This is a genomic window from Cohnella sp. (assembly GCF_041641335.1).
Lineage (GTDB): Bacteria > Bacillota > Bacilli > Paenibacillales > Paenibacillaceae > Cohnella.
Map to the genome: position 1 here is coordinate 41,318 of NZ_JBEPYQ010000018.1, position 23,347 is coordinate 64,664.

The following is a 23,347-nucleotide window of genomic DNA, read 5'->3' on the forward strand; positions in this document are numbered from 1 at the left end:
GAGGAATCGGTCTGAGCAAGGATCCGACCAAGAAGGTCTTCAAAAGCGATCTGATATCTTTTGAGAGCGAGCTGTATGTCTTATGGTCCGAAGAGTACGCTCAAAGCAAATACCAGATACACGCGATGAAATTTGATGGAACAAATTGGAGTTCAGTGGACGAAAATAAAGAAGGCTGTATAGCTTCAGGCTGTATTAACGCATATGCGAGCCAGGCGGATAGTTCGGCCTTCGCACCGTCCTTGACGGTTTTTAAAGATAAACTGTATGCGGGATGGTACGAAAGGTACTTTATGGTCAACAATTTGGCGATCGTCAGAAGCTATGACGGCAGCGGCTGGAATACTGAGGCCGGCGGAAAATTGAATTTAAGCGCAGAACCGGGCAACGAGCCGACGATGATGGAGCTGAACGGAGAGCTCTACGCAGCCTGGCTGGAGAAGTATAACGTATTTGTCAAGAAGTATAACGAGAGCAATGGTCAATGGCAGCTTGTATCGCCATCGGCGGGTCTGAACTCGTATACGTCCGATCCCCCGCGATTGGTCGTATACAACAACAAATTGTATGCCGTATGGCGCGAATGGGAGCAAGGAGTAGCCGGTTCCAATAAAATAATGGTTAGCCGTTATAACGGCGGCACAAGCTGGACTTCTGTCGTCAATGAAGGATTGTCGACCGGAGTAATCGCCACGAGATTAGATCCGAGCGCGGCGGTGTACAAGGACAAATTCTATGTGGCCTGGTCCGAGGGCAATCAGGTCATAAGAGCAAAATCCTACGACGGGGAAGATTGGGAATGGGTCGACAATAACAAAGGTTTGAATTTCCTGATGAGCGCTGCGGCTAAAGTTCCAAAGCTCATCGCTTACGACGGTTATTTGTATGCCTCCTGGACGGAAGCCGGAAAAATACGCGTCAAAAAGTATAACGGCATCAGCTGGACGGCGGCAGACAGCGGGTTGGGGCTGAATGCTGGCAACGGGACTGCCAATGATCCTTCGCTGGGCATCCACGACGGCAAGCTGTACGCGTCATGGGCGGAGACGTCCTCGGGCCAAAATCAAATCAGAGTCGCGCAGATGCCGTTGCCGCCGACCGCGCCGGGCGCTCCGACGAACGTATCGGCGACGGCGGGCGTCGGGGAAGCGACGGTCAGCTTCGACCCGCCAGCAAGCAACGGGGGCAGTCCGATTACCGAATATATCGTCACGTCCAGTCCCGGAGGGCTTACGGGAACGGGCGGATCAAGCCCGATTACGGTGACGGGTCTGACGTACGGAGAGAATTATACGTTCTCGGTATCGGCGAAAAATAGCGCGGGAACGTCCGTCTCGTCAGTTGCATCAAACGAGATTACGCCGCTCGGACTGGCACCGGACGCGCCGGCGAACGTGACTGCGACTGCCGGGAACGGGTCGGCCTCGATCAGCTTCGATCCTCCGGCGAACGACGGAGGCAGCCCGATTACGGGCTATGTCGTGACTTCGAACCCCGGTGGCTTTACGGCGACGGGCAGCGCAAGCCCGATTACGGTAACGGGCTTGACGAACGGGGAGAATTACGAGTTTACGGTCGTGGCGACCAACGCGGTCGGCGATTCGGTCGCTTCTTCTCCGTCGAACGCAGTCGTTCCGGCTCCGGTGGCGCCGGGCATCCCGACGAATGTAACTGCGGCTGCGGGCGTCGGGGAAGCGACGGTCAGCTTCGATCCTCCGACGAGCGACGGAGGCAGCCCGATTACCGAATATGTCGTCACCTCCATTCCCGACGGGCTTACGGGAACGGGAGCGGCAAGTCCGATAACGGTGACGGGAGTCACGTACGGAGTGAATTACACGTTCACGGTGACGGCGAAAAACGTTGCAGGGGTTTCCGCCGCATCGGCTCCTTCGAACCCGATTAATCCGCTTGCGTTCGCGCCCGATGCACCGTTGAACGTGACGGCGACTGCAGGGAACGGGTCGGCCTTGATCAGCTTCGATCCTCCGGGGGGCGACGGAGGCAGCCCGATTACGAACTATGTCGTCACTTCGAGCCCTGGTGGCTATACGGCGTCGGGCGGTTCAAGCCCGATAACGGTAACGGGCCTGACGAACGGGGAGAGCTACACGTTTAAGGTAGCGGCGAGCAACGCGGCGGGAGCTTCCGTCGCTTCCGCGCCGTCGAACGCGATCGTCCCGACGCCGCTGGCTCCGGATGCTCCGACCCAAGTGGTTGCAGTACCGGGAATCCGCGGAGCCATAGTCAGCTTCGATCCGCCGGATAACGACGGAGGCAGTTCGATTACGGAATACGCGGTGACGGCAAGTCCGGGAGGCCTTACCGCGACCGGATCGGCAAGTCCGATTCAGGTAACCGGGTTAACTTACGGGGTGAACTATACGTTCACGGTGACGGCGAAGAACGGCGCCGGAATTTCTGTCGCCTCCGCTCCTTCGAGCGAAATGACGCCGCTTGCGTTCGCGCCGGACGCGCCGACGAACGTGACGGCGTCCGCGGGCAACGGGTCGGCCGTGATCCGCTTTGATCCGCCGGGTAACGACGGAGGCAGTCCGATTACGGAATTCGTGGTGACGTCAAATCCGGGCGGCATCACAGCAACTGGAGGCGGCAGTCCGATTACGGTGACCGGCCTGAACAACGGAGAGAGCTATACGTTTACCGTCATCGCCCAAAATCTCGCCGGAAGCGGGGCTGCCTCCGCCGAGTCCAACTCGGTCACTCCAGCCGCTCCGTCCGGAGGAAGCGGCGGTACGCCGCCGGCGCAATCGGGACCGACCGGACCTTCCGCTCCGGCGAATACGGGAGTGGACGTGCTGGTCAACGGCAAGGCGGAGAACGCGGGGACGGCAACGCGATCCGAGCGCGCCGGACAGTCCGTCACGACGATTTCCGTCGACGAAAATAAGCTGGCAGCCAAGCTTGCGGCAGAAGGCAGCGGCGCCGTCGTCGCCATTCCCGTCGGGGCAGGGCCGGACGTCGTCATCGGCGAGCTGAACGGGCGGATGGTTAGGAGCATGGAGGACAAGCGGGCGGTGTTGGAAATCCGTACCGCTCGCGCGACCTACTCGCTTCCGGCCTTGCAGATCAACATCGACGCCCTCTCCGAGCAGATCGGCAAGTCGGTCGCCCTGGAAGACATCAAGGTGCGGATCGAGATTGCGGCGGTTTCGGCGGAGGCGGCGAAAGTCGTGGAAAACGCGGCGGAAAAAGGTTCGTTCACGCTGGTCTCGCCTTCGTTGGAGTTCAAGGTTCAGGCGGTCTTCGGGGATCGGACGATCAAGGTGGAGAAGTTTAACGCTTACGTCGAGCGGACGGTCGCGATCCCGGACGGCGTCGACCCGAACAAAATTACGACGGGCGTCGTCGTCGATCCGAACGGCACGGTGCGCCACGTGCCGACGAAGGTCGTCGTCGACGGCAAGTATTACGCCAAGATCAACAGCTTGACGAACAGCGCGTATTCGGTCGTCTGGCATCCGCTGGAATTCGCCGACGTCGCGAAGCATTGGGCGAAAGACGCGGTAAACGACATGGGCTCGCGGATGGTTATCGGCGGCGTAGGCAACGGGCTGTTCAGTCCGGACAGAGACATTACGCGCGCAGAATTCGCGGCGATCGTCGTTCGCGCGCTGGGACTGAAGCCGGAGACCGGAGCGGCTCCGTTCTCCGACGTGAAGGAATCGGACTGGTACAATGGGGCGGTAAAGACAGCCCATGCGTACGGTCTGATCGACGGCATGGGAGACGGCACGTTCCGACCGAACGATAAGATCACGCGAGAGCAGGCCATGACGATTATCGCCGAAGCGATGAAGCTGACGGGGCTGAACAACGGACGGAATGCTGTCGGGACGCGGGAGGAAGCGCTGGAGCCGTTCGCAGACCGCGCATCCGCGGCAGGCTGGGCGCGGAGCGGCATCGCCGACAGTGTGCGTTCCGGCATCGTGACGGGCCGCAACAGCGCCACTCTCGCTCCGAAAGCCTACATGACAAGGGCCGAAACCGCATCGATCGTGCAGCGGCTGCTGCAGAAGTCCGGGCTGATCTAAGCCGCCAGGAAGGAGTCGCCCGTTCCGATTCCGTGTTTTATATTCGGAAGTTGCCGGGCTTTGCAGGAATTTCGCCGTGCGCTGCGAATCGATAAGGCGATACCCTTATGATGAGGGTTGAACCTCTTCATGCGAAAGAAGGCGATCTCTGTGAGCAGGCAAGTCAGCATCGGAGTTATCGGATTGGGCGGAATGGCAAGGTATCATATCGAGCAGTTGGGCAAGGTGGAGGGCGTGAAGATCGTCGCGCTATGCGACGTCAGCGAGGAAGCGCTGGCGGAGGTGGGCGGCAATCTGGGCGTACCGGAGGAGCGGCGCTATCGCGATGCGGATGCGCTCATTGCCGATGCGGGAGTGGAAGGCGTCGTCTCCGTGACGCCGAACGATTCGCATGCGGCGATTCTGCTGGCGTGCATCGCGGCGGGCAAGCCGCTCTTCGCGGAGAAGCCGCTGACGCGGACGCTGGACGAGGCGCGCGAGGTGCTGGAGGCGTACCGCCGCCGTCCGATTCCGCTGCTGATCAATTTCTCGTATCGCAACGGACCGGCTTTCCAATATGCGCGGAAGTTCGTCGCCGAAGGCAAGCTGGGCCGCATCAACCATCTGTTCGTGCAATATTTGCAGGATTGGGGCTCGACGGTGAAAAACACGCCGTTCCTGTGGCGCTTCGACGAGGCGGTGACGGGAACCGGGACGCTCGGAGATCTCGGCTCGCATATGATCGACATCGCGGAATATTTGACCGGCGGACGCATGGCCGAGCTTCAGGCAATGCTAACGACGATCGTGCCGGAGCGCCCTCATCCGCAGACGGGGGAGTCCGTACAAGTCAAGGTCGACGACTTCGCCTGCTTTAATGCCCGCTTCGCAGACGGGGCCGTCGGCGTGTTCCAGACGTCGCGCAACGCGCTCGGCTCGGGCAACCAGCACGAGGTCGCGCTGTACGGCGAGAAGGGGACGCTGCTTGTCAGCACGCTGAACGACCGGCAGCTCGTCTGGATGTGTCCCACGGAGGACGGCAGGGAGACGGCGACCCAGAAGATCGACGTCGCGGAGAGCGAAGGGCTGAACCCGTGGGCGGAGTTCGCCGAACGCATCCGCGGCGAACGTCCGGCCAGCCCGGAATTCGCCGGGCTGGAGGACGGCTATCGCAATCAACTGCTTCTCGAAGCGGTCGTGCGAGCGAACGCGGCCCGGGCCGCAGTTGCGGTCGAAGCGGAATAAGGGGCTTTCCCTCTAAAGAGGTGTCGGGCATTCCGATTGCAATCGGAACGTTCGACACCTTTTTTGCTGCGCGCGGTCCAAGCCTCGTCAAAACTACGGAACGCAGTCCCCCTAAAGCGTAATGTAAGCGGTTTCTTATCCCCGCCGAATTCTCGCATACTAAACGAGCAACGACATCCAACCTCCGGGTCAGCCGAAGGAGTTGCCCGGAGTCGGATGTAAATCACGTTAATGGGGGAGATCAGGCGATGAAAAAAAGCTTATCCGTTGTGCTGGCGTTCGCGCTGACGTTCGTATTGGCCGCATGCGGCGGGGGAAATAACGAGGGGACGCCGAGCGGAAGCGCCAGCCCGAGCAAGCCGTCCGGGAACTCCGCGAAACCGGCGGAAAAAATCACGATCGAATACTGGCACACGTATTCGGATTCCGAGGAGAAGGTACTGCTCGAGAAGATCAAGCCGCAGTTCGAGTCCGAGCACCCGAACATCGAGCTGAAGCTGACCCGCATGCCGTACGAGGGACTGAAGGACCAGGTAATCGCGGCGGTGGCCGGCGACGCGGCTCCCGATCTGATGCGGATGGACATCATCTGGGTGCCCGAGCTCGCCTCGAAGGGAGCGCTGAAGAAGCTGAGCGACCTGCCCGGCTTCGACGACGTGAAGAGCGCCGTATTCGACAGTCCAATGCAGACGAACATTTTCAAGGGCGAATATTACGGCGTGCCGCTTAACACGAATACGAAAATCGCCATCTACAACGCCGACACGCTGAAGGAAGCGGGGCTGGAGCAGGCGCCGGCGACAATGGACGAATTGGTGCAGGCCGCCCGCAGCCTGAAATCCCAAGGCAAGCAGGGCATCGGCGTATCGAGCATCGGAGCATGGGGAGTGCTGCCTTATTTCTGGAGCCTCGGCGGCAAAGTGACGAACGACGACTATACGCAGGTGGACGGTTATCTGAACAGCCCGGCCAGCATCGAGGCGCTGGAGACGATCGTGAGCTGGAACAACGAAGGGCTCGTCATTCCGGCGCTGCTCGGCGGAGAGCCGGGCTCGTGGGACGGGCTGAAATCCGGGCAGTATATGATGATCGACGACGGCCCGTGGTTTTTCAGCATTCTGCTCGGCGATGCGGAGAACACGTTTAACCCGCTGGACAAAACCGTTCGCGCGCAGCTCCCGGCCGGTCCCGGCGGCAGCATCTCGGTCGTCGGCGGCGAGAACCTCGTCACGTTCGCCAACTCCAAGCATCCGGAGGAAGCGTGGACGTTCATGAAGTGGATGCTCGGCAAGGAGCCGCAGCAGATCATGGTCGAAGCCGGGATGGTGCCGACGAACCGCGAGGCCGCGCAGGCCATCGATCCGGGCCAGAACCCGTACATCGGCACGTTCATCGAGCAGCTTAACACGGCGCTGCCTCGCACGCCGATCCCGCAATGGGGCGAGATGGAGACGATCTTCAACCTGAGCCTGGAGAAAGCGATCCGCGGCGATCAGACGGCGGCGGACGCGCTGAACGAAGCGGTGAAGCAGATAAACGCCATTCTGGCCAAGTAGCTTACCACGAAGACGGCTGCGCCGACGAAGCGATCGCGGCGCGGCCGTCGCTATCCCATAGAAGGAGGCCATAGCCGTGACGCAAGCGACGCTGCCCCGCAAATCCCGGTTCCGAACCGGTCTGGCGCAATGGCTGAACGCTCTTCCGTTCGTCGCCGTCGGGCTCGTCGGCGTTCTCGTCTTCGTCGTCTATCCGATGATCCAGAACGTCAAGGTGAGCTTTCAGGAGTTTAACATTTTGCCCGGCCAGAACAGTCCGTGGGTCGGGTGGGACAACTACCGGGCCGTATTCGAGGACCCGAACGGCAAATTCATGATCGCGCTGAAGAACACGTTCCTCAACGTAGCGGTCACCGTGCCGATCAACTGGTTTCTCGCGGTGTTTTTCGCCGTCGTCATCAATACCCGGTTCGTGAAAATGAAGGTTGCATTCCGCACGCTGTACTACTTGCCGATCGTGACGTCGTGGATCGTCGTCGCGCTGCTGTTCAAATATTTGTTCGCCGACGGATCCGGCGGCTTCGTCAACTACGTGCTGCTGAACGTCGGCATCCTGTCCGAGCCGATCGCCTGGAAGAGCCATTACTGGTCGGCGATGATCATGATCTGGCTGTTCCATATTTGGAAGACGGTCGGCTGGGGCATCGTCATCTATCTGGCCGCTCTCCAAGGCATCCCGCGCGACTTGTACGAGGCGGCGGACATGGACGGCGCTTCGGCGACGGGGAAATTTTTCCGCGTGACGCTGCCGATGCTGCGCCCGATTACGGTGTTCGTGCTGATCAACCTGGTCAACGGCGCGTTCGGCTTTTTCCCGCAGGTGTACTTCATTACGGCAGGCGGTCCGATGAACCAGACGCAGGTCATTCCGAGCCTGATCTACATGGAGGCGTTCAAGCACTTCCACTTCGGGGAAGCGGCGGCGATGGGCGTCATGATGGGGCTGCTCGTATTTGCCGTCACGTATTACCAGATGACCAAGATCGGCAAGCAACGCTTGTTCTGACGACGATTGGAGGAGACCCGTCCTATGAGAACGCCATGGATGACGAAGCTCGCCGTATATGCCATTCTCGTGGCCGGAGCGCTGCTGTTCGTTTTTCCGTTCATTTATATGATTCTCACTTCCTTCTTCACCGCCACGTTCTCGCTGCCGAGGCCGGAGGAAGTGTTCAGAGTGACGCCCAACTTCATCAACTATCAGGTGGTCTGGGGCAAAAACCACTTCGCGCAATACTTCGGCAACAGCATGCTGCTCACGTCGGTGGCGATGCTGGGAGCGCTGCTCGTCAGTTCGTTGACCGCATACGGGTTTGCGCGGTTTTCTTTTCCCGGCAAGGAGGGCGTATTCCGCTTGTTCCTGCTGACGATGATGATCCCGTCGGTCATCAACATCATTCCGCAATTCATCATCATCAAAAATATGGGGCTGGTGAACACGTACGCGGGATTATGGCTCGTCTACATCGCAACCGGGGTCGTGGGCAACATGTTTTTTCTCCGGGGGTTCTTCGAGAGCATTCCGCGGGAGCTGGAGGAGTCGGTGCTAATCGACGGCGGGGGGAGCTGGCGCATCTATTGGAACATCTACCTGCCCTTGTCGCTGCCGGCGATGGGGACGCTCGCGATCTTCGTGTTCCAGGCGACATGGGAGGAATACTTCCTGGCGCTGACGATCATCAAGAGCGAGGCGCTGCGCACGCTGCCGATCGCCATTCTGATGTTCAACGACAAGTACGCGACCAACTACGGGCAAATTTTCGCCGCGTCGATCATCGCGCTGCTGCCGGTCATTCTGATCTATGTCGCCTTCCAGAAAAAGTTCGTGCAGTCGGGCTTTAACGAAGGGGCGGTAAAAGGCTGATGGGGGACGGAATTCCGGAAAATGCGACACCTTGTTGAAAGTGCTTTCATAGGGCCCTCCCGGCGGTGTACAATAGGCGTACGGGAGGAGAGCGGCAATGAATCAACTCGTATGGGGCGCGGCCCAGAGGCTTCGCGGCGGCAGAAGATTCGCGACGAAAATGATCCTGGCCCTGCTCGTCGTCATCCTCATTCCGACGCTGACGAGCGTGCTGTTCTACAACGCTTCGTCGAAGCTCGTCAAGAAGAACGTCCGCGTCTCCTCGCTCCAGCTTGTCCGGCAGGCCGCCGACGCTCTGTCCGCGATTATGCTTGCCGGCACGGACGCCTCCAACATTTTGTACAGCGACGTCAAGCTGCAGCAGGCCGCGCGCAATGCGAGTCCGACGCCGGAAGAGGAGGAAGCCTACAAAACGTACGTGTCCAATCTGCTGAACAACTACGTGGGCTCCAATTCCTTCGTGAAAACGCTGTACGTTCTCAGAGAGGAAGGCACAAGCTGGGGGAGCGGCTCGTTTAAGCTGTCGAAAATCTACGTGCAATCGCTGGACGACCTGGAGTGGGCCAGGATGGCCAGGCTGAAGGACGGGAAGCCGGCTTGGGGAAAGCTGGCTTACGATCCGTACAGCGGCATCGGGGACATCAACGATCTGGTGCTGCCCGTCACCCGCGTCATTAAAGATTTCGAGTCGCTCGACGACATCGGCTATTTGCTCGTTAACCTGGACGGCAACAAAATATTGGATCGGATCGGACAAATCCGTCTCGGGGATACCGGCGGATTTTTCGTCGTCGACGAGTCTGGGACGATCGTGATCGACCGCCGGCTGGACCGTCTCGGGCAGCCTTTGTCCGATCCGGAGCTGAGGGAATGGGCGGCGTCCGGCAACGCCGCCGAGTTCGAGCACGAGGAGGACGGCGTTCGCTTCTATCATATCAAGCAGACGCTGACGAACGGTTGGAGCGTCGTCGGCTCGGTGCCGATCCACGAAATCACCGATCAGCTGACGAGCATGCGCCGCATGATCTGGACGTCCGCCGTCGGATTCGCGCTGCTCGCCGTGGCGATCGGCCTCATCCTGGCCCGCCAGGTGACGAAGCCGATCCAGCAGCTGACTTCGCAGATGAAGGTGGCGGAAGGCGGCGACTTCACGGCCCGTACGGAAGTCAGAACCAAGGACGAGATCGGGCTGCTCAGCCGGCAGTTCAACAAAATGATCAAGCGAATCGACGAGCTCGTGCGCGAAGTGCGGGAGGTGCAGGAGAGCAAGCGCCAAGCGGAGCTGAGGGCGGTCATGCACCGCATCAATCCGCACTTCCTGTTCAATACGCTCAGCACGATCAAGTGGCTCGTCCGCTACAACCAGAGCTCCAAAGCGTACGACGCGCTGTCGTCGCTCGTGCTGCTGCTGGAGGCCAACATGGGCAAGAAGGGCAGCTTCGTCACGCTCGCGGAGGAGCTGGACATCGTCGCGAAATATTTGTCCATCCTGCAGATCCGTTACGATACGGAATTCCGGCTGAAGCTTGACATCGCGCCCGAGGCGGAGACGTTTCCGGTGCCGCGGATGCTCATTCAGCCGCTCGTGGAGAACGCCGTGTTCCACGGGCTCGTGCCGCTTGGCGGAGGCGGCGACATTCGGATCGAGGCGCGCGCGACGGAGGAGGCGATCGCGATTGCGATCCGCGACAGCGGCCGCGGGATCTCGCCGGACGATCTGCAGAAGCTGGGCGCTCCGCAAGGCGCGGAGCCAGCCGGAATGACGGGAATCGGGCTGATGCACGTTCGCGAATGGATTCGGCTATACTACCCGCCCGGCTCGGAGATGCGAATCGGCAGCTGCGGCGAGGTGGGAGGAACGGTCGTGCACATGAAGCTGATCAAGCCGAAGGGCAAGCGAGAGCAACGCGAGGAGGGATGAGCATGTACCGGGTAGCGATCGTGGACGACGAGCCGGTCATCCGGTTCGGGATCAAGGCGTCGGTCGACTGGGGACGGGAGAACGTCGGGCTTATCGGCGATTTCGCCAACGGAGAGGAAGCCTGGCGGTCGCTCGAAAGCGAGCCGGTCGATATTCTGATCACCGACATCAAGATGCCCGTCATGGACGGACTTGAGCTGACGAGACGGACGCTGGCGCGCCATCCGCGGACGAAGGTGATTTTCGTCAGCAGCTACAACGATTTCGAATACGTCCGCCAGGGACTGAAGCTGGGCGTCGTCGATTATTTGCTGAAGCCGACGCTGGAGCCCGAGGGACTGCTGGAGCTCGTCCGCAAATGCCTGGGGCAGATCGAGGAAGAGAGGCGGCAGGATCGGGACAGACAGCTCGTATGGATGACCAAGCTGGCCTCCGGCCGCAAGCGGCTGGAATCGGACGTCAAGCGTGCGTTGGCCCACGACGACGGAGGTCTGTCTGCGGATGCGGCGCCCGAATGGATGAAGCACGGCTATGCGATCTGCACCGTGCTGATCGACGGGCTGAGAGAGACGGAGGAGAGGTTCGGCCAGCTTCATGCCGCCATTTTGCTGGAGGAGATGCAGGAGCTTTTCTACGAGACGGCGGAGGAGGGCGTGGCGTTCCTTGTCGGAACGCGGACGCTTGTGCTGATCGTTCCTGCGGAAGCAGGCGGCGGAGTGCTGCCGCAGCCGGTTCTCGGCTCCGTTGCGGAGCGGTGGGCAGAAAGACTCGGCGTCAGGGTAACGATCGGCTGCGCGTTCGGAGGGAGCGCGGAAGAGCTGAGAGACGTCTTCCAGGCGAGCGGTTCGGCGGCGGAGCGCCGGTTTTTCGAAGGCGGCGGGCTGTACGGTCCGTCCGGGGCCGGGCAGGCGCAGGGGCAAGAGCCGTCCCCTGGGCATCCGACCTCCGCTCAACTGCTGCAGGAGCTGAAGACGAGCGCGCAGACCCGGGATGCGGAGAGCGCCGACGCGATCGTGCGCGCCTGGATCGGACGTTGGGAGACGATGCGGCCCGACCCGGATGCGGTGCGCAAGGAAGCGTTCGAGATCGTGACGGCGCTGTTCATGAACGAGCAGGAGATGATCGTGCTGCTCGAAGGCTTCGAGGAGCTTAAGCGCAGCGAAACGTTCGGAGAGCTGACCGACCTGCTGCAGGCACAAATTCGGGGTTACCGGAAGTCTTTCGCCGCCGGATCGCATACGTACAAGGGCAACAAACAGCTGATCGACAAGGCGATCGCGTACATCGCGCAGCACTATACGGGCGAAATCACGCTGCAGCAGCTCGCCGATTACGTCCATATGAGCAAAAACTACTTCTGCCTCCAATTCAAGCATCATACGGGTTTTAACTTTATCGATTATTTGATTCGCCTGCGCATCGGCAAAGCGAAGGAGCTGCTGGGGGATCCGAGCCTGAAAATATATGAAGTGGCGCAGAGATCGGGCTTCAACGACGTCAAATATTTCAGCAAGCTGTTCAAAAAAACGACCGGAGCGTCCCCGGTCGAATATCGCGAACGTCTGCCGAGACGCGAATAAGGGAGGAGGGGACGACGGTGACGAAACTCGCGAGGACGATTGGCGACCGGCTTCGCCGCCGTTCGCATGCCGCCCTGCGTCTGGCGCTGGCCGCCGTCCTGCTCACGGGCTGCGGCGCGGAAAGCATTATCGACGGAGACGAAGTCGAACTGGTGATGGAGCCGGAGGCCAGCGAAGTGATCACGGTCTGGCACACGTACAGCGACGTGGAGATGAAGGTGTTCGAGGACGAGGTCATTCCGGCGTTCGAGGCTCAGCATCCGGAGATTCGCGTCGTGTCGGTCAAGCATCTGTACGAGTATTTCAAAGGTTCGCTGATCGCCGAGACGACTTCGGGCACCGGGCCGGACGTCGTGCGCATGGATATCGCCTGGCTGCCGGAATTCGCCAGACTGGGGCTGATCGACCCGATCGACGCCTATCCCGAGCTGCCCCGCGTCACGAAGCTGCTGCTGGGGTCGGCGCTCGAATCCGGCAAGTACGAGGGCCGGTACTACGGACTGCCGCTGAACATCAATACGAAGGTCGCGATCTACAGCCGCGAGCTTCTGCGCAAAGCCGATCTGGACAAACCGCCGGAGACGATGGACGAATTGGTGGCGCTCAGCGAGCGGACCGGCTACCAGCTCGGCGTTAACGGCATCAATACGTGGGCGGTGCTGCCCTATTTCGTCGGGTTGGGCGGACGGCTGACGAACGAGGACTATACGCGGGCGAGCGGGTATCTGGACAGTGCGGACAGCATTCGGGCCGTTCATACGCTCAAGCGTCTGGTCGAATCCAACCTCGTCAGCGGCGACGTGCTGTCCGGCAGGCTGGAGCGCTGGCAGGCGGTGCCGGACGGCAAGCTGCTTATGATGGACGAAGGGCCGTGGTACTACACGATTCTGTCGAACGTGGAAGGCTACGATGACGAGAAGCTGCGGGACAATACGGTGCCGGCCCCGTTCCCGCACAATCCGGGGACGAAAGGCTCGATCATCGGCGGAGAAAATCTGGTGCTGATGGAAAGTTCACGGAATAAGCAGGCGGCCTGGACGTTCATGAAGTGGATGGCGGGGGTGGAAGCCCAGCGGCTCATGTTCAAGGCCGGGCTGCTGCCGACGAATGCCGAGGCGAGCGAATCGGAGGAGACTTACAGCCCGACGATCCGGCCCTATGTGGAAAGCCTCGACGCGTCGTTCCTCCGTCCTCCTGTGGCGAACTGGGCCAAGATCGACGCGGCGTTTAACGAGATGTTCGAACGAATGCTGCACGGCCGCGTCCCGGTCGAGCTCGGTCTCGAGCAGCTGGCGAAGCAAGTGGACGGGTGGCTTCAGGAGTAAGCGGCGCGGATAGAAAAGCAGGGGCCTCCTTTCTCGACCTTAGGTTGGGAAGGGGGTTATTTTTTTATGGCTGACCGATCGCCTACATGAACGCATGCGCATCGGGGATTTTTCGCAAGGCGAGTTGCCCGAAGTGTGAGTACGCCTCGTTCCCCAGGGCTCTGGGGAGACGTTGTTCGAAAGAATCGATTAACGACTCCGGAATGGTACCCAAATGGAGGTCGATGTACTAAACAATCGATTAACGACTCCCGAATGGCGCTCAAACGGAGGTCGATGTTCTAAAGAATCGATTAACGATTCCCGAATGGCGCTCCGACGAGGGAGATACTCGAAAAAACCACATATTGATGCGTCGAAGAAACAAGGAGAAGTAGCGCCCCTAGCGAGCTACTGTAAGCCACTGAGTAGTCTTATTTCCGTCTTATTCATCTTTAATATGAGTCATAAATAAGTTTTATTGGTGTTTATATTGTGCATTATTTCAGATAAATGTATATTTAGTGTGTAATAGTTAACTCGTTGATCAATAGGGGGACAACATGAGCCAAGGGATCGGAATTAGCGGGATGGGGAGAATCGGACGGCTGTTGGTTAGAAAGTGGATGGCAAGACGACCGGGAGATCTGAAGGCGATAAACAGCGCGTATCCGGTCGAGACGATCGCCCATCTGCTGAAATACGATACGGTGCACGGGATTTGGGCGGCCGATGTGGGCGTGCGGGACGGGATGCTGGTCGTCGACGGCCATTCCATCCGGATGACGTACGAGAGAGAGCCGGAGCGCATTCCATGGCGTTCGCTCGGGGCGGACATCGTCGTCGATGCGACGGGAAAGTTCAACGACGGAGCCGGAGCGCGGAAGCATATGGTCGGCGGAGCGCGGAAAGTGATCGTTACGGCTCCGGGCGAGCGAATGGACCTGACCGTCGTCATGGGCGTGAACGATCATTTGTACGATCCGGACGAGCACCATCTGCTGTCCGCGGCGTCCTGCACGACGAACTGCCTGTCGCCCGTCCTGCTTGTGCTCGACCGCGCGTTCGGCGTGGAACGCGGATGGATGACGACGGTTCACTCGTACACGTCGGACCAGAACCATCTGGACAATCCGCACAAAGACTTGCGGAGGGCTCGGGCGTGCACGCAGTCAATCGTGCCTACGACGACCGGCGTCGGCAAAGCGCTGGCCGGCGTGCTTCCCCACTTGGCGCCGCGTATTGAAGGAAGCTCGATCCGCGTTCCGACGCAGGACGTGTCGCTGATCGATCTGACGGCCAAGCTGTCGAGGCCGACCGGAACGCGGCAGGTGCTGGAAGCTTTCCGTGCCGCGGCCGAGGGAGAACTGTCCCCTTACATCGGATATACGGATGCGCCGCTCGTGTCCGCGGATTTTATCGGCAATGAGCAATCGGCGGTCATCGACGCCCTGACGGTCAGCGTCTCCGACGGTTACGTCAAGCTGCTCGCTTGGTACGACAACGAGAGCGGATACGCTTGCCGGGTAGCCGACTTGGCCCGTCTCGTTCAGGAGCGGATGAGGGAGCCTCGCGCCACCGCGCTGAAACGGGCGTAATTTTCCGCAGGCGGCGGCAGTAATTCGGGACGGACATGTCGAAGATAGAGAGACAGACGTTTGCCATGCAGCCCAGGACAGACTTGGAAGGATAGAGGGGCAGGCGATCATGACAAGGAGGCGGAAAACATGGCAAGCAACAGATACGCTCCTCGCGGATACCAGAACGTCACGCCGTATTTCACGGTGGCGGACGCGGACAAGCAGATCGAGTTTCTGGAAGGGGTTTTTGGCGCCGAGGTGCTGAATCGGTCCGAGAGAGAGGACGGCACCGTCGGGCATGCGGAAGTGAAAATCGGAGAGTCCGTAGTCGAGCTGTCCGCGGGCAGCGACCGTTTCCCTCCCCGCGCGAATACGCTGCATGTATTCGTTCCGGATACGGACGATTGCTATGCGCGGGCTCTGGCGGCCGGCGCGGCATCGCTGTACGAACCGGCAGACATGCCGTACGGGGAAAGAAGTGCGGGAGTCGAGGACCCGCAAGGCAATCACTGGTACATCGCGACGTTTACGGGAGGCGACCGTGGTTACTACGGATGAGCTGCGCCGGATGGCGCTGGAGCTGCCGGAGGCGGAGGAGCACGACCACTGGGATAAGCCCTCTTACCGGGTACGGGGTAAAATCTTCGCGGTTGAACAGCCGGACGGCGGTACAGCGCTGCTGAAAATGTCCCTGGAGGAGCGGGAGATCAACGTCTCTCTCGCTCCCGACGTTTTCAAAGTTCCGGAGAAATACGCCAAACTGGCCTACGTCTTCGTCCGCCTCGATCGGATCGAACGGGACGAGTTCCGCTCACTTCTCATCGGCGCCTGGAAGCAGGTCGCCCCCAAAAGTCTCGTGAAACGTTTCTTGGACAGCGCTCTGCTCTGACACCCGGCGTAGTCCGCGGCGTCGGATTAAACGCGCTCGCCGCAGCGAAGCAAAATGTCGATCGCCTTGAACATCAGTCTCAGCCCTTTCCGGTTATAGCGGAACTGGTTCAGGCTGCCGATCAGATATGCGTCCGTCTTCGGGTGATAGAACAGCCACGAGCCGGACGTCCCCATGTTGCCCCACGAGCTGTACTTGCCGGGCATGAGCAGGAACATCGGCTTGATCATCATCAATCCGTAACCGTAATCGATGCCGGGGAAAAACCTCCCCCGGTCGCTTTTCATTTTCTCCAACGTCCCCTTGCTTACGATGCGGTGTTCCACCAGCGCTTTCATCAGCTTGAGCTGGTCTTCGGTCGTGGAGACGACGCCTCCGCCCGTGTACATGAAGCTCAGCCCGTCGTGATCGGTGACGTCCCGGTCGCGATGGTACAGCCGAGCGAGGGAACGGCCGCCCGGTTCGATCGGTTCCGAATAACGCGAGAACCAGGTGCGCGTCATGCCCAGCGGCTCGAACAGGTGCTGCCGCAGCAGCTCATGGTACGGCTTGCCCGCCGCCTGCTCCATCGCCAGACCGAGCAGATGATAACCCGTATCCGAATAGTGGAAGCCGCCCCCTGGCGGAAAACGGTTTTTCAGCCTCGTCTTGGTCCATTCCACCACGGTCCTCGGCGCCCAGTCGCGCTTCGCGTCCCCGAATACGAGATCGAGCATCGACGCCTCGCCCTTGGGCTTATCCTCGAAAAAGTCGTTCAAACCGGACGTGTGGTTCAGCAAGTGTTTGATGCGAATGTCGCTTCCGTAATCCTGCCCCTTGTACAGATGCAGCCCCTGGAGCAGCTCGGGATCGAGGTGAGCCGAGATCGGGTCGTCGAAGCCGAGCGTGCCTTCCTCGACGAGCCGGGCACAAAGCGCCGCGGCGACCAGCTTGCTGACGCTGGCGACGTAATAGGGCTGGTCTTCGTGAACGGGGGCGACGTTATCGGAGCCTTCCGCGAGCTTAAGATGGATGCCCAGCCGTTCGGAATGCACGAGAAAATAAGCGTTGCGGATGAACGAGTCGCGGCCGACCGTGCGCCCGAACAGCTCCGCGATACGCGATTGCGCTTCGTTTCGATTCATCGATCATCGCTCCTTTGCTTTCGCGCCAGCTCGGCGGCGATCAGATCGTCGCCCGTCTGCCGGAGCAGTTCGACTAGCGCTTCTTCGCTTGCTCCGGGCAGCGCGCCGTTAATGTCCATGACGGACAGTCCGAGCTGGAAGACGCGCATTTTGAACAAAATTCCCATCAATTCCTCGTCCGAGAAAAGCTCTAGTTCCGGCTTGCGCTTCATCTGCGCGAGCAGGTCCCCGATGGGCGTCTGGACGTCCCTGAGGCGGGGGTGGTTGTTGACGGCAAGCTCTCGGAACAACGCGGGATGCTCTCTCGCGAACTTTAAGCTGGCGATGCCGATGTTCAGGAACGGATCGGGGCTGTAGGGCGTTCGCGCCATCTCTGCCGACAAGTCGACGATTCGGATCAGCACCGCGTCCTTCAGCTCTTCGACATCTTTGAAGTTGACGTAGATCGGCGCGATCGAGCTGCCCAGCTCGTCGGCGATTTTGCGAATCGTAATGGCGTCGAGCCCCTCGCGGTCGGCAATGGCGAGCGCGGCGTCGACGATCGCTTCCTTGGAAAATTTCGCTTTGGGAGGCATGGCGTGGCTCCTTGTGAATCTGTTGATATATATCATTTGATATTTATCATGACACAGAGAAGCGGCTGTGTAAAGATGGAAGTTGGCCGTAGTTTCACCAACCTCCATCTTTACACGCTCTAGGCCGATGCAATCGGACTAAGGAAATCTATGATAGAGGTTAATGGATAGAGGAGGGGAACCCGACAGACTCCCCTTTAATGAGAGAGACGTAGATTCTTTCGGCGTCGACGGGCTGTCCGGCGATCATTTTCAGCAGCTGCTCGGAGGAGATCGCTCCCCATTTGCGCATCGAGTAATCGATGGTGGCCAGACGGGGGATGGCGAATTGCGCCAGCTCGATATTGTCGAAGCCGATCAGGTGAATGTGCTCGCCGATTTTCAAGTCGGTGTACGACGTAAAGCAGCGGTACGCGCCGACGGCCATCTCGTCGTTCAGGCAAAATACGGCGGCAGGCCGCTCGTACTCATCGGCGATCACGCGGGCGGCCGCCTCTCCCGACGCTCTGCCGAAATCGCCCTGAAGCTCGATCACTTGGGCGTGCGGGGCGCGTTCGGCGGCCTGGCGGACGGCGCGGAGGCGCTGGCTGGCGTCATAGGAGCCGGAGGGACCGGTCACGGCGTAGATTTTGTCGTGTCCCAACTCCAGTAAATATTCCATCGCCAGCGTCGCGCCGGCTTTGTTGTCCAGCAGCACCTGACTGACGTTCGGGTGAAGCAGCTCGCGATCGAGCACGACCGCCTTGTGCCCTTTTTCCGCATATTGCAGCAGCTCCTTGTCGGAGAATGTGACGTCGAGCACGACCGCGCCGTCGATCATCCGCTCGGGAATGAGACGTCGCGATTTCTCCCCGCTACAGACGAGCAAATCGTACCCTTTGTCGCTCAAATACTCTTTGACTCCTTGCAGCAGATCGCCGTAAAAGTTGCCGCTGAAATCGGTCAGAAAGATGCCGATCAGATTGGACTGCTGCTTCTTCAGCAAACGCGCGGCGGCGTGGGGGACGTAATGGAGCTCTTCGGCGATTTTCAATATTTTGGCGGCCGTTTCTTTCGTGACCTTGTCGCTGCCGTTCAGGGCGTACGAGACGGTCGAGATGGAGACGCCGGCTTTTTTCGCGATATCCTTAATGCTGGCCAAAAAGGTTCTCTCCTTCGATTTCGGGTGAAACGTTTCGATTATAACTATAACGGATACAGAAATCGTATTCAATAGGGCGAATTGAGTGTTTGACAGGGTGGTTCGTGCGGTTTTATAATCGAATTGAAACTGAATCGAAACGTTTCGATAACATCGGAGAGGTTGCGAAAACATGGCGGATTGGAACGATAAGAGACCCGATTTACAAGCGCTTGTAGGGCAAATGACGTTGGACGAGAAAATCGCGCAGTTGATCCAGCTTGCGGTGCCTTTTTACGAAGGGGCGAAGGACGGAGGGCTGATTACCGGACCGATGTCGTCGCTCGGCATCGACGAGACGACCGTTCGCAATTCCGGCTCGGTGCTCGGTATGGCCGGAGCGCAGGAAGTGATTAACGTGCAGCGAAGGCACATGGAAAACAATCGCCACGGCATTCCGCTTCTGATGATGGCCGATATCGTGCACGGGTTTAAGACGATTTTTCCGGTTCCGCTGGCGATCGGTTGTTCATGGGACTTGGAGCTGGCGGAGCGAAGCGCGGAGATTGCGGCCAAAGAAGCGTCCGTCTCGGGCGTCCACGTCACCTACGCTCCGATGGTCGATCTCGTGCGCGACCCGAGGTGGGGCCGAGTGATGGAGTCGACGGGGGAAGACCCTTATCTGAATTCGGAATTCGCCCGAGTGTTCGTGCGCGGCTTCCAAGGCGAAGATCTGTCCGTCGATACGGATCGGGTCGCGGCCTGCGTCAAGCATTTCGCGGCATACGGGGCGGCCGAGGCCGGTCGAGATTACAACACGGTCGACTTGTCGGACCGGCAGATGCGCGAATTTTACTTGCCCGCGTACAAGGCTGCGCTGGATGAGGGCTGCGAGATGGTGATGACCTCGTTCAACACGGTCGACGGCATTCCGGCGACGGGCAACGCGAAGTTGATGCGCAAGCTGCTGCGGGAAGAGTGGGGCTTCGACGGCGTGCTTATTTCCGACTGGGGCGCGGTGAAGGAACTGATCGCTCACGGCATCGCTGCGGACGAACGGGAAGCGGCGCTGAAGGCGCTGAAGGCGGGAGTGGACATCGAGATGATGACCTCTTGCTACGTGAAGCATCTGTCCGAGCTTGTGGGGAGCAAGGAGATCGAAGAGTCGCTGATCGACGAAGCGGTGCTGCGCATTTTGACGCTGAAGAAGAAGCTCGGCTTGTTCGACTACCCGTATCGCGCGGCCGATCCGCAGCGGGAGAGCGAGATCGTCTTCTGTGAAGAGCACCGCCGGGCGGCCAGAGAATTAGCGGTGAAATCCTGCGTGCTCTTGAAGAACGAGGGCGTGCTTCCCTTGGACAAGAACCGGAAAATCGCCCTGATCGGTCCGTTCGCGACGAGCGGAGACGTGCTTGGGCCGTGGTCGTGGACGGGCTCGAAGGAGGACGCGATCAAGCTCGCCGACGGCATGAGGAGCAAGCTTGATGGCGAGACGGAGCTGCTGGTGGTGGAAGGCTGCGGCATCGAGACGGCCGAGGCGGAGCAGTGGCAAGCGGCTTTGGCCGCGGCGCAGGCAGCCGACACGATCGTACTGGCGCTCGGCGAGCATTCGGACATGAGCGGGGAAGCGGGCTGCCGGGCCGACATTCGGCTGCCCGAAGTTCAGCTTGAGCTCGTTCGCCGCATCCGTTCGCTCGGCAAGCCGACCGTCGTCGTGCTGTTCAACGGCCGCCCGCTGGATTTGCACGGCGTGTACGACGAAGCGGACGCGATTCTGGAAGCGTGGTTCCCGGGCTCCGAAGCGGGGGATGCGGTGGCCGATCTGCTGTTCGGGGGCGCCAATCCGTCGGGACGTCTATCGATGTCGTTCCCTTACAGCGTCGGCCAAGTGCCGGTGTATTACAACGCCTACAACACGGGCCGTCCGCAAGGCGCGCCGGACGCGCAGGTCCGGTACGTATCGCAATACTTGGACATTCCGAACGAGCCGCTGCTGCCATTCGGCTTCGGTCTGAGCTACTCGGATTTCGAGTATGGCGGCGCGCGGCTATCGTCGGACGAGATGACGCCGGACAGTCCGCTGCGCATCTCCGTTACGGTTACCAACAAGGGAGCCGTTGCCGGAGAGGAAACGGTCCAGCTATACGTCCGCGACCTGTCCGGAGAAGTCGTGCGTCCGGTGAAGGAACTGAAGGCGTTCCGCAAAGTCGTGCTTCAGCCCGGCGAGAGCCGCGAGATCGAGTTTACGCTCGAGGAGCCGCAGCTTCGCTACTACCATTCCGACCTGACTCACAGCAGCGACGCCGGCGCATTCATCGCCTACGTCGGGCCCAACAGCCAGACTAACTCCGCCCTTCCTTTCCGGCTGATCAAGTGATCCAGCCGGGGAACGTCGGGTAACGGTCCGAGGGACCGCTAAATGCGGGAAATCCGCGGGAGTTCGGTGAAATAGCGCGCCAAACTGCAAAGACGACCAACTAATATGAAGTCAGGGCTGTTCCATATCGAATATGGGACAGCCCCTCTTTCGCAGCGACTGCGCTTGATTAGCTAAGGCCAAGAAAGTGCCCTGAGGTTTGGCGCGTGGCGGCGGGTGCGATGAGCGGAGGCCCAAAAAGCGCCCCCGAAGAGGCGCTTAAACCGGCGGCGCTATAGTGTGCGGCGCAACTATTCCTTGACCGCGCCGATGACGATTCCTTTGACGAAGAAGCGCTGAAGGAACGGGTAGACGAGCAGAATCGGAAGCGCGCCGATGAAGATTTGCGAGGCGCGGATCGTGCGCTGGGACATGTTGGCGATCATATCGGGATCGAAGCTGGTCATGTTGCCTTGCACGATGACGGTTTGCATGAAGCTGGCAAGCGGCAGGTTGTCGGCTCCCTTCATGTAGATCAAGCCGTCGAAGTAGGCGTTCCAGTGGCCGACCATCGTGAACAAGGCGATCGTCGCGATCGAAGGCAGCGAGATCGGCAAGTACACGGAGAAGAACGTCCGCAGGTGGCCGGCGCCGTCCATGAACGCCGCTTCCTCCAACTCGCGAGGAACGGTGCGGAAGAAGTTCAGCATCAGAATGATGTTGTACACCGCCACCAGACCCGGCAGAATGAGCGCTATCAGCTTGTTCATGAGTCCGAGCTTCAGAATGAGAATGTAGCTCGGAATCAAGCCGCCGCTGAACAGCATCGTGACGACGAAGTACCACAGGTAAACGTTCCGTCCACGGAACACGCGAGCGTCCTTGGACAGCGCGTAAGCGGCGATGGCGTTGACGACCAGAGCCAGCCCGGTGCCGAATACCGTTCTTTTGACGGATACCCATAGAGAAGTCAGGAAGTTGACGTTGTCGAACGTTCGGGCGTAGGCTTCCAGCGTGAAGCCGATCGGCCAAAACGACACGAGCCCCGCGTTGGCGGGAGCCGTCGAGCTGAGCGACACCATGAGCAAATGATACATCGGCAGCAAGCAAAGAATAGAGACCGCGCCAAGCAGCGCGTAGTTGAAGACGCTGAATATCCGGTATGGCAATGTTTTATGATACATGCGATATCATCATCCTTCCTAGAATATTCTGTATCCGGCAAGCTTGTAGGCCAATCGGTACGAAATGACGATCAAGATCAAGCTGATCACCGATTTGAACAGGCTGACGGCCGTCGCGAAGCTGAATTGGCCGCTCAGAAGGCCTTCCCGGTACACGAATGTGTCGATGATATCGCCTTGCTGATAGATCATCGGACTGTACAGGTTGAACACTTGGTCGAAGTTGGCGTTCAGCACGTTGCCCAGCGCCAGCGTCGCTACGACGATCAGGATCGGAATGAGCGACGGGATTGTCACGTACATCGTTTGCTTGAAGCGTCCGGCTCCGTCCACCTCGGCCGCTTCGTAGAGCGACGGATTGATGCCGGCGAGCGCGGCCAGGAAGATGATCGTATTAAAGCCGAATTCCTTCCACACGTCGCTGAAAATAATCGTAAGCCGGAACCAAGTGCCGTCCCCGAGGAAGAAGATCGGCTTTTCCAAGCCGAACAGATTCATCAGAAACTGGTTCACGATTCCGGTCTGGGACAGCAAGTCGATCAGAATGCCGGAGAGAATGACCCACGACAGAAAATGGGGCAAGTAGACGAGAGTCTGGATCGCCCGCTTGTAGCCCATATGCCGGATCTCGTTCAGCAGCAGCGCGAAAGTGAACGGAATGATCAGGTTCAGGACGACCTTGGAGCAGGCGAATAACAGCGTGTTGCCGATGATTTTCACGAAGTACTCGTTCTCGAACATGTAGTGGAAGTGCTTCAAGCCGACCCAAGGGGAGCCGGTAATGCCGAGCGCCGCTTTGTAGTCCTGGAAGGCGATAATAATGCCGGACATCGGCAGGTAGGAAAAAACGAATACGAGCACGACGGCCGGAAGTACCATCAGGTGCAGCGTCCACGGAATCCGATAACCTTTTCTCTTGCGCGTTCCGGGGGCTTTAGTCAGTTTCGCATTCGGCATAGTCGTATCGTTCATAGCTCTCTCCCGTTCCATAAAATCCCATTGTAGTTCAGGCGAA

General features: G+C 59.5%; 17 protein-coding genes. 12 read left to right on the forward strand and 5 right to left on the reverse strand.

The features are described from left to right. Positions 1-293: 293 nt before the first annotated feature. The 11 genes from ACESLM_RS08100 to ACESLM_RS08150 all read left to right on the forward strand — a co-directional run bounded on the left by ACESLM_RS08100 (position 294) and on the right by ACESLM_RS08150 (position 15,973). Positions 294-4,055, forward strand: a complete 3,762-nt coding sequence (locus tag ACESLM_RS08100) for a fibronectin type III domain-containing protein (RefSeq protein WP_372631046.1) — start codon at positions 294-296, stop codon at positions 4,053-4,055. Positions 4,056-4,205: 150 nt separating this feature from the next. Then, positions 4,206-5,279: a Gfo/Idh/MocA family protein gene (locus ACESLM_RS08105; RefSeq protein ID WP_372631047.1), complete on the forward strand. Its 1,074-nt coding sequence runs from the start codon at positions 4,206-4,208 to the stop codon at positions 5,277-5,279. A gap of 248 nt (positions 5,280-5,527) precedes the next feature. Further along, complete coding sequence (locus ACESLM_RS08110) at positions 5,528-6,835, forward strand: extracellular solute-binding protein (protein ID WP_372631048.1); 1,308 nt, start codon at positions 5,528-5,530, stop codon at positions 6,833-6,835. Positions 6,836-6,911: 76 nt separating this feature from the next. Continuing rightward, positions 6,912-7,841: a carbohydrate ABC transporter permease gene (locus ACESLM_RS08115; protein ID WP_372631049.1), complete on the forward strand. Its 930-nt coding sequence runs from the start codon at positions 6,912-6,914 to the stop codon at positions 7,839-7,841. Between the two features lie 24 nt (positions 7,842-7,865). Next, on the forward strand, positions 7,866-8,699 hold the full coding sequence (locus tag ACESLM_RS08120) for a carbohydrate ABC transporter permease (protein WP_372631050.1): 834 nt from the start codon (positions 7,866-7,868) through the stop codon (positions 8,697-8,699). 97 nt (positions 8,700-8,796) lie between these two features. Further along, positions 8,797-10,620 (forward strand): cache domain-containing sensor histidine kinase, encoded by a 1,824-nt coding sequence (locus ACESLM_RS08125; RefSeq protein WP_372631051.1) that lies wholly within the window; start codon positions 8,797-8,799, stop codon positions 10,618-10,620. Between the two features lie 2 nt (positions 10,621-10,622). Next, entirely contained in the window at positions 10,623-12,200 is a 1,578-nt protein-coding gene (locus tag ACESLM_RS08130) for a response regulator transcription factor (protein WP_372631052.1), read from the forward strand. A 17-nt stretch (positions 12,201-12,217) separates the two neighbouring features. Beyond that, the gene (locus tag ACESLM_RS08135; protein ID WP_372631053.1) at positions 12,218-13,525 is read left to right on the forward strand and encodes an extracellular solute-binding protein; all 1,308 of its coding nucleotides are present in this window, start codon (positions 12,218-12,220) and stop codon (positions 13,523-13,525) included. A gap of 542 nt (positions 13,526-14,067) precedes the next feature. Continuing rightward, positions 14,068-15,102, forward strand: a complete 1,035-nt coding sequence (gene gap / locus ACESLM_RS08140; protein WP_372631054.1) for a type I glyceraldehyde-3-phosphate dehydrogenase — start codon at positions 14,068-14,070, stop codon at positions 15,100-15,102. Between the two features lie 129 nt (positions 15,103-15,231). After that, positions 15,232-15,642: a VOC family protein gene (locus tag ACESLM_RS08145; RefSeq protein WP_372631055.1), complete on the forward strand. Its 411-nt coding sequence runs from the start codon at positions 15,232-15,234 to the stop codon at positions 15,640-15,642. Next, positions 15,626-15,973, forward strand: coding sequence for an MmcQ/YjbR family DNA-binding protein (locus tag ACESLM_RS08150; protein WP_372631056.1), 348 nt, complete (start codon positions 15,626-15,628; stop codon positions 15,971-15,973). Before ACESLM_RS08145 ends, ACESLM_RS08150 begins: the two co-directional genes overlap by 17 nt. A 26-nt stretch (positions 15,974-15,999) precedes the next feature. Here ACESLM_RS08150 and ACESLM_RS08155 read toward each other — a convergent pair whose 3' ends face one another. The 3 genes from ACESLM_RS08155 to ACESLM_RS08165 all read right to left on the reverse strand — a co-directional run bounded on the left by ACESLM_RS08155 (position 16,000) and on the right by ACESLM_RS08165 (position 18,813). Then, positions 16,000-17,097, reverse strand: coding sequence for a serine hydrolase domain-containing protein (locus tag ACESLM_RS08155; RefSeq protein WP_372631057.1), 1,098 nt, complete (start codon positions 17,095-17,097; stop codon positions 16,000-16,002). Further along, positions 17,094-17,672 (reverse strand): TetR/AcrR family transcriptional regulator, encoded by a 579-nt coding sequence (locus ACESLM_RS08160; protein WP_372631058.1) that lies wholly within the window; start codon positions 17,670-17,672, stop codon positions 17,094-17,096. The genes ACESLM_RS08155 and ACESLM_RS08160 overlap by 4 nt, the downstream gene beginning before the upstream one ends. A 160-nt stretch (positions 17,673-17,832) precedes the next feature. Beyond that, positions 17,833-18,813 carry a LacI family DNA-binding transcriptional regulator gene (locus ACESLM_RS08165; protein WP_372631059.1) on the reverse strand — a complete coding sequence of 327 codons (981 nt, stop codon included), beginning with the start codon at positions 18,811-18,813 and terminating at the stop codon, positions 17,833-17,835. Between the two features lie 172 nt (positions 18,814-18,985). On the opposite strand from ACESLM_RS08165, the gene ACESLM_RS08170 reads away from it, so the two are divergent. Next, positions 18,986-21,169 carry a glycoside hydrolase family 3 N-terminal domain-containing protein gene (locus ACESLM_RS08170; RefSeq protein WP_372631060.1) on the forward strand — a complete coding sequence of 728 codons (2,184 nt, stop codon included), beginning with the start codon at positions 18,986-18,988 and terminating at the stop codon, positions 21,167-21,169. 290 nt (positions 21,170-21,459) lie between these two features. On the opposite strand, the gene ACESLM_RS08175 is transcribed toward ACESLM_RS08170, so the two are convergent. Both ACESLM_RS08175 and ACESLM_RS08180 read right to left on the reverse strand, forming a co-directional pair. Further along, complete coding sequence (locus ACESLM_RS08175) at positions 21,460-22,332, reverse strand: carbohydrate ABC transporter permease (protein WP_372631061.1); 873 nt, start codon at positions 22,330-22,332, stop codon at positions 21,460-21,462. An 18-nt stretch (positions 22,333-22,350) separates the two neighbouring features. Continuing rightward, positions 22,351-23,304 (reverse strand): ABC transporter permease, encoded by a 954-nt coding sequence (locus tag ACESLM_RS08180; protein ID WP_372631062.1) that lies wholly within the window; start codon positions 23,302-23,304, stop codon positions 22,351-22,353. Between the last annotated feature and the right edge of the window lie 43 nt (positions 23,305-23,347).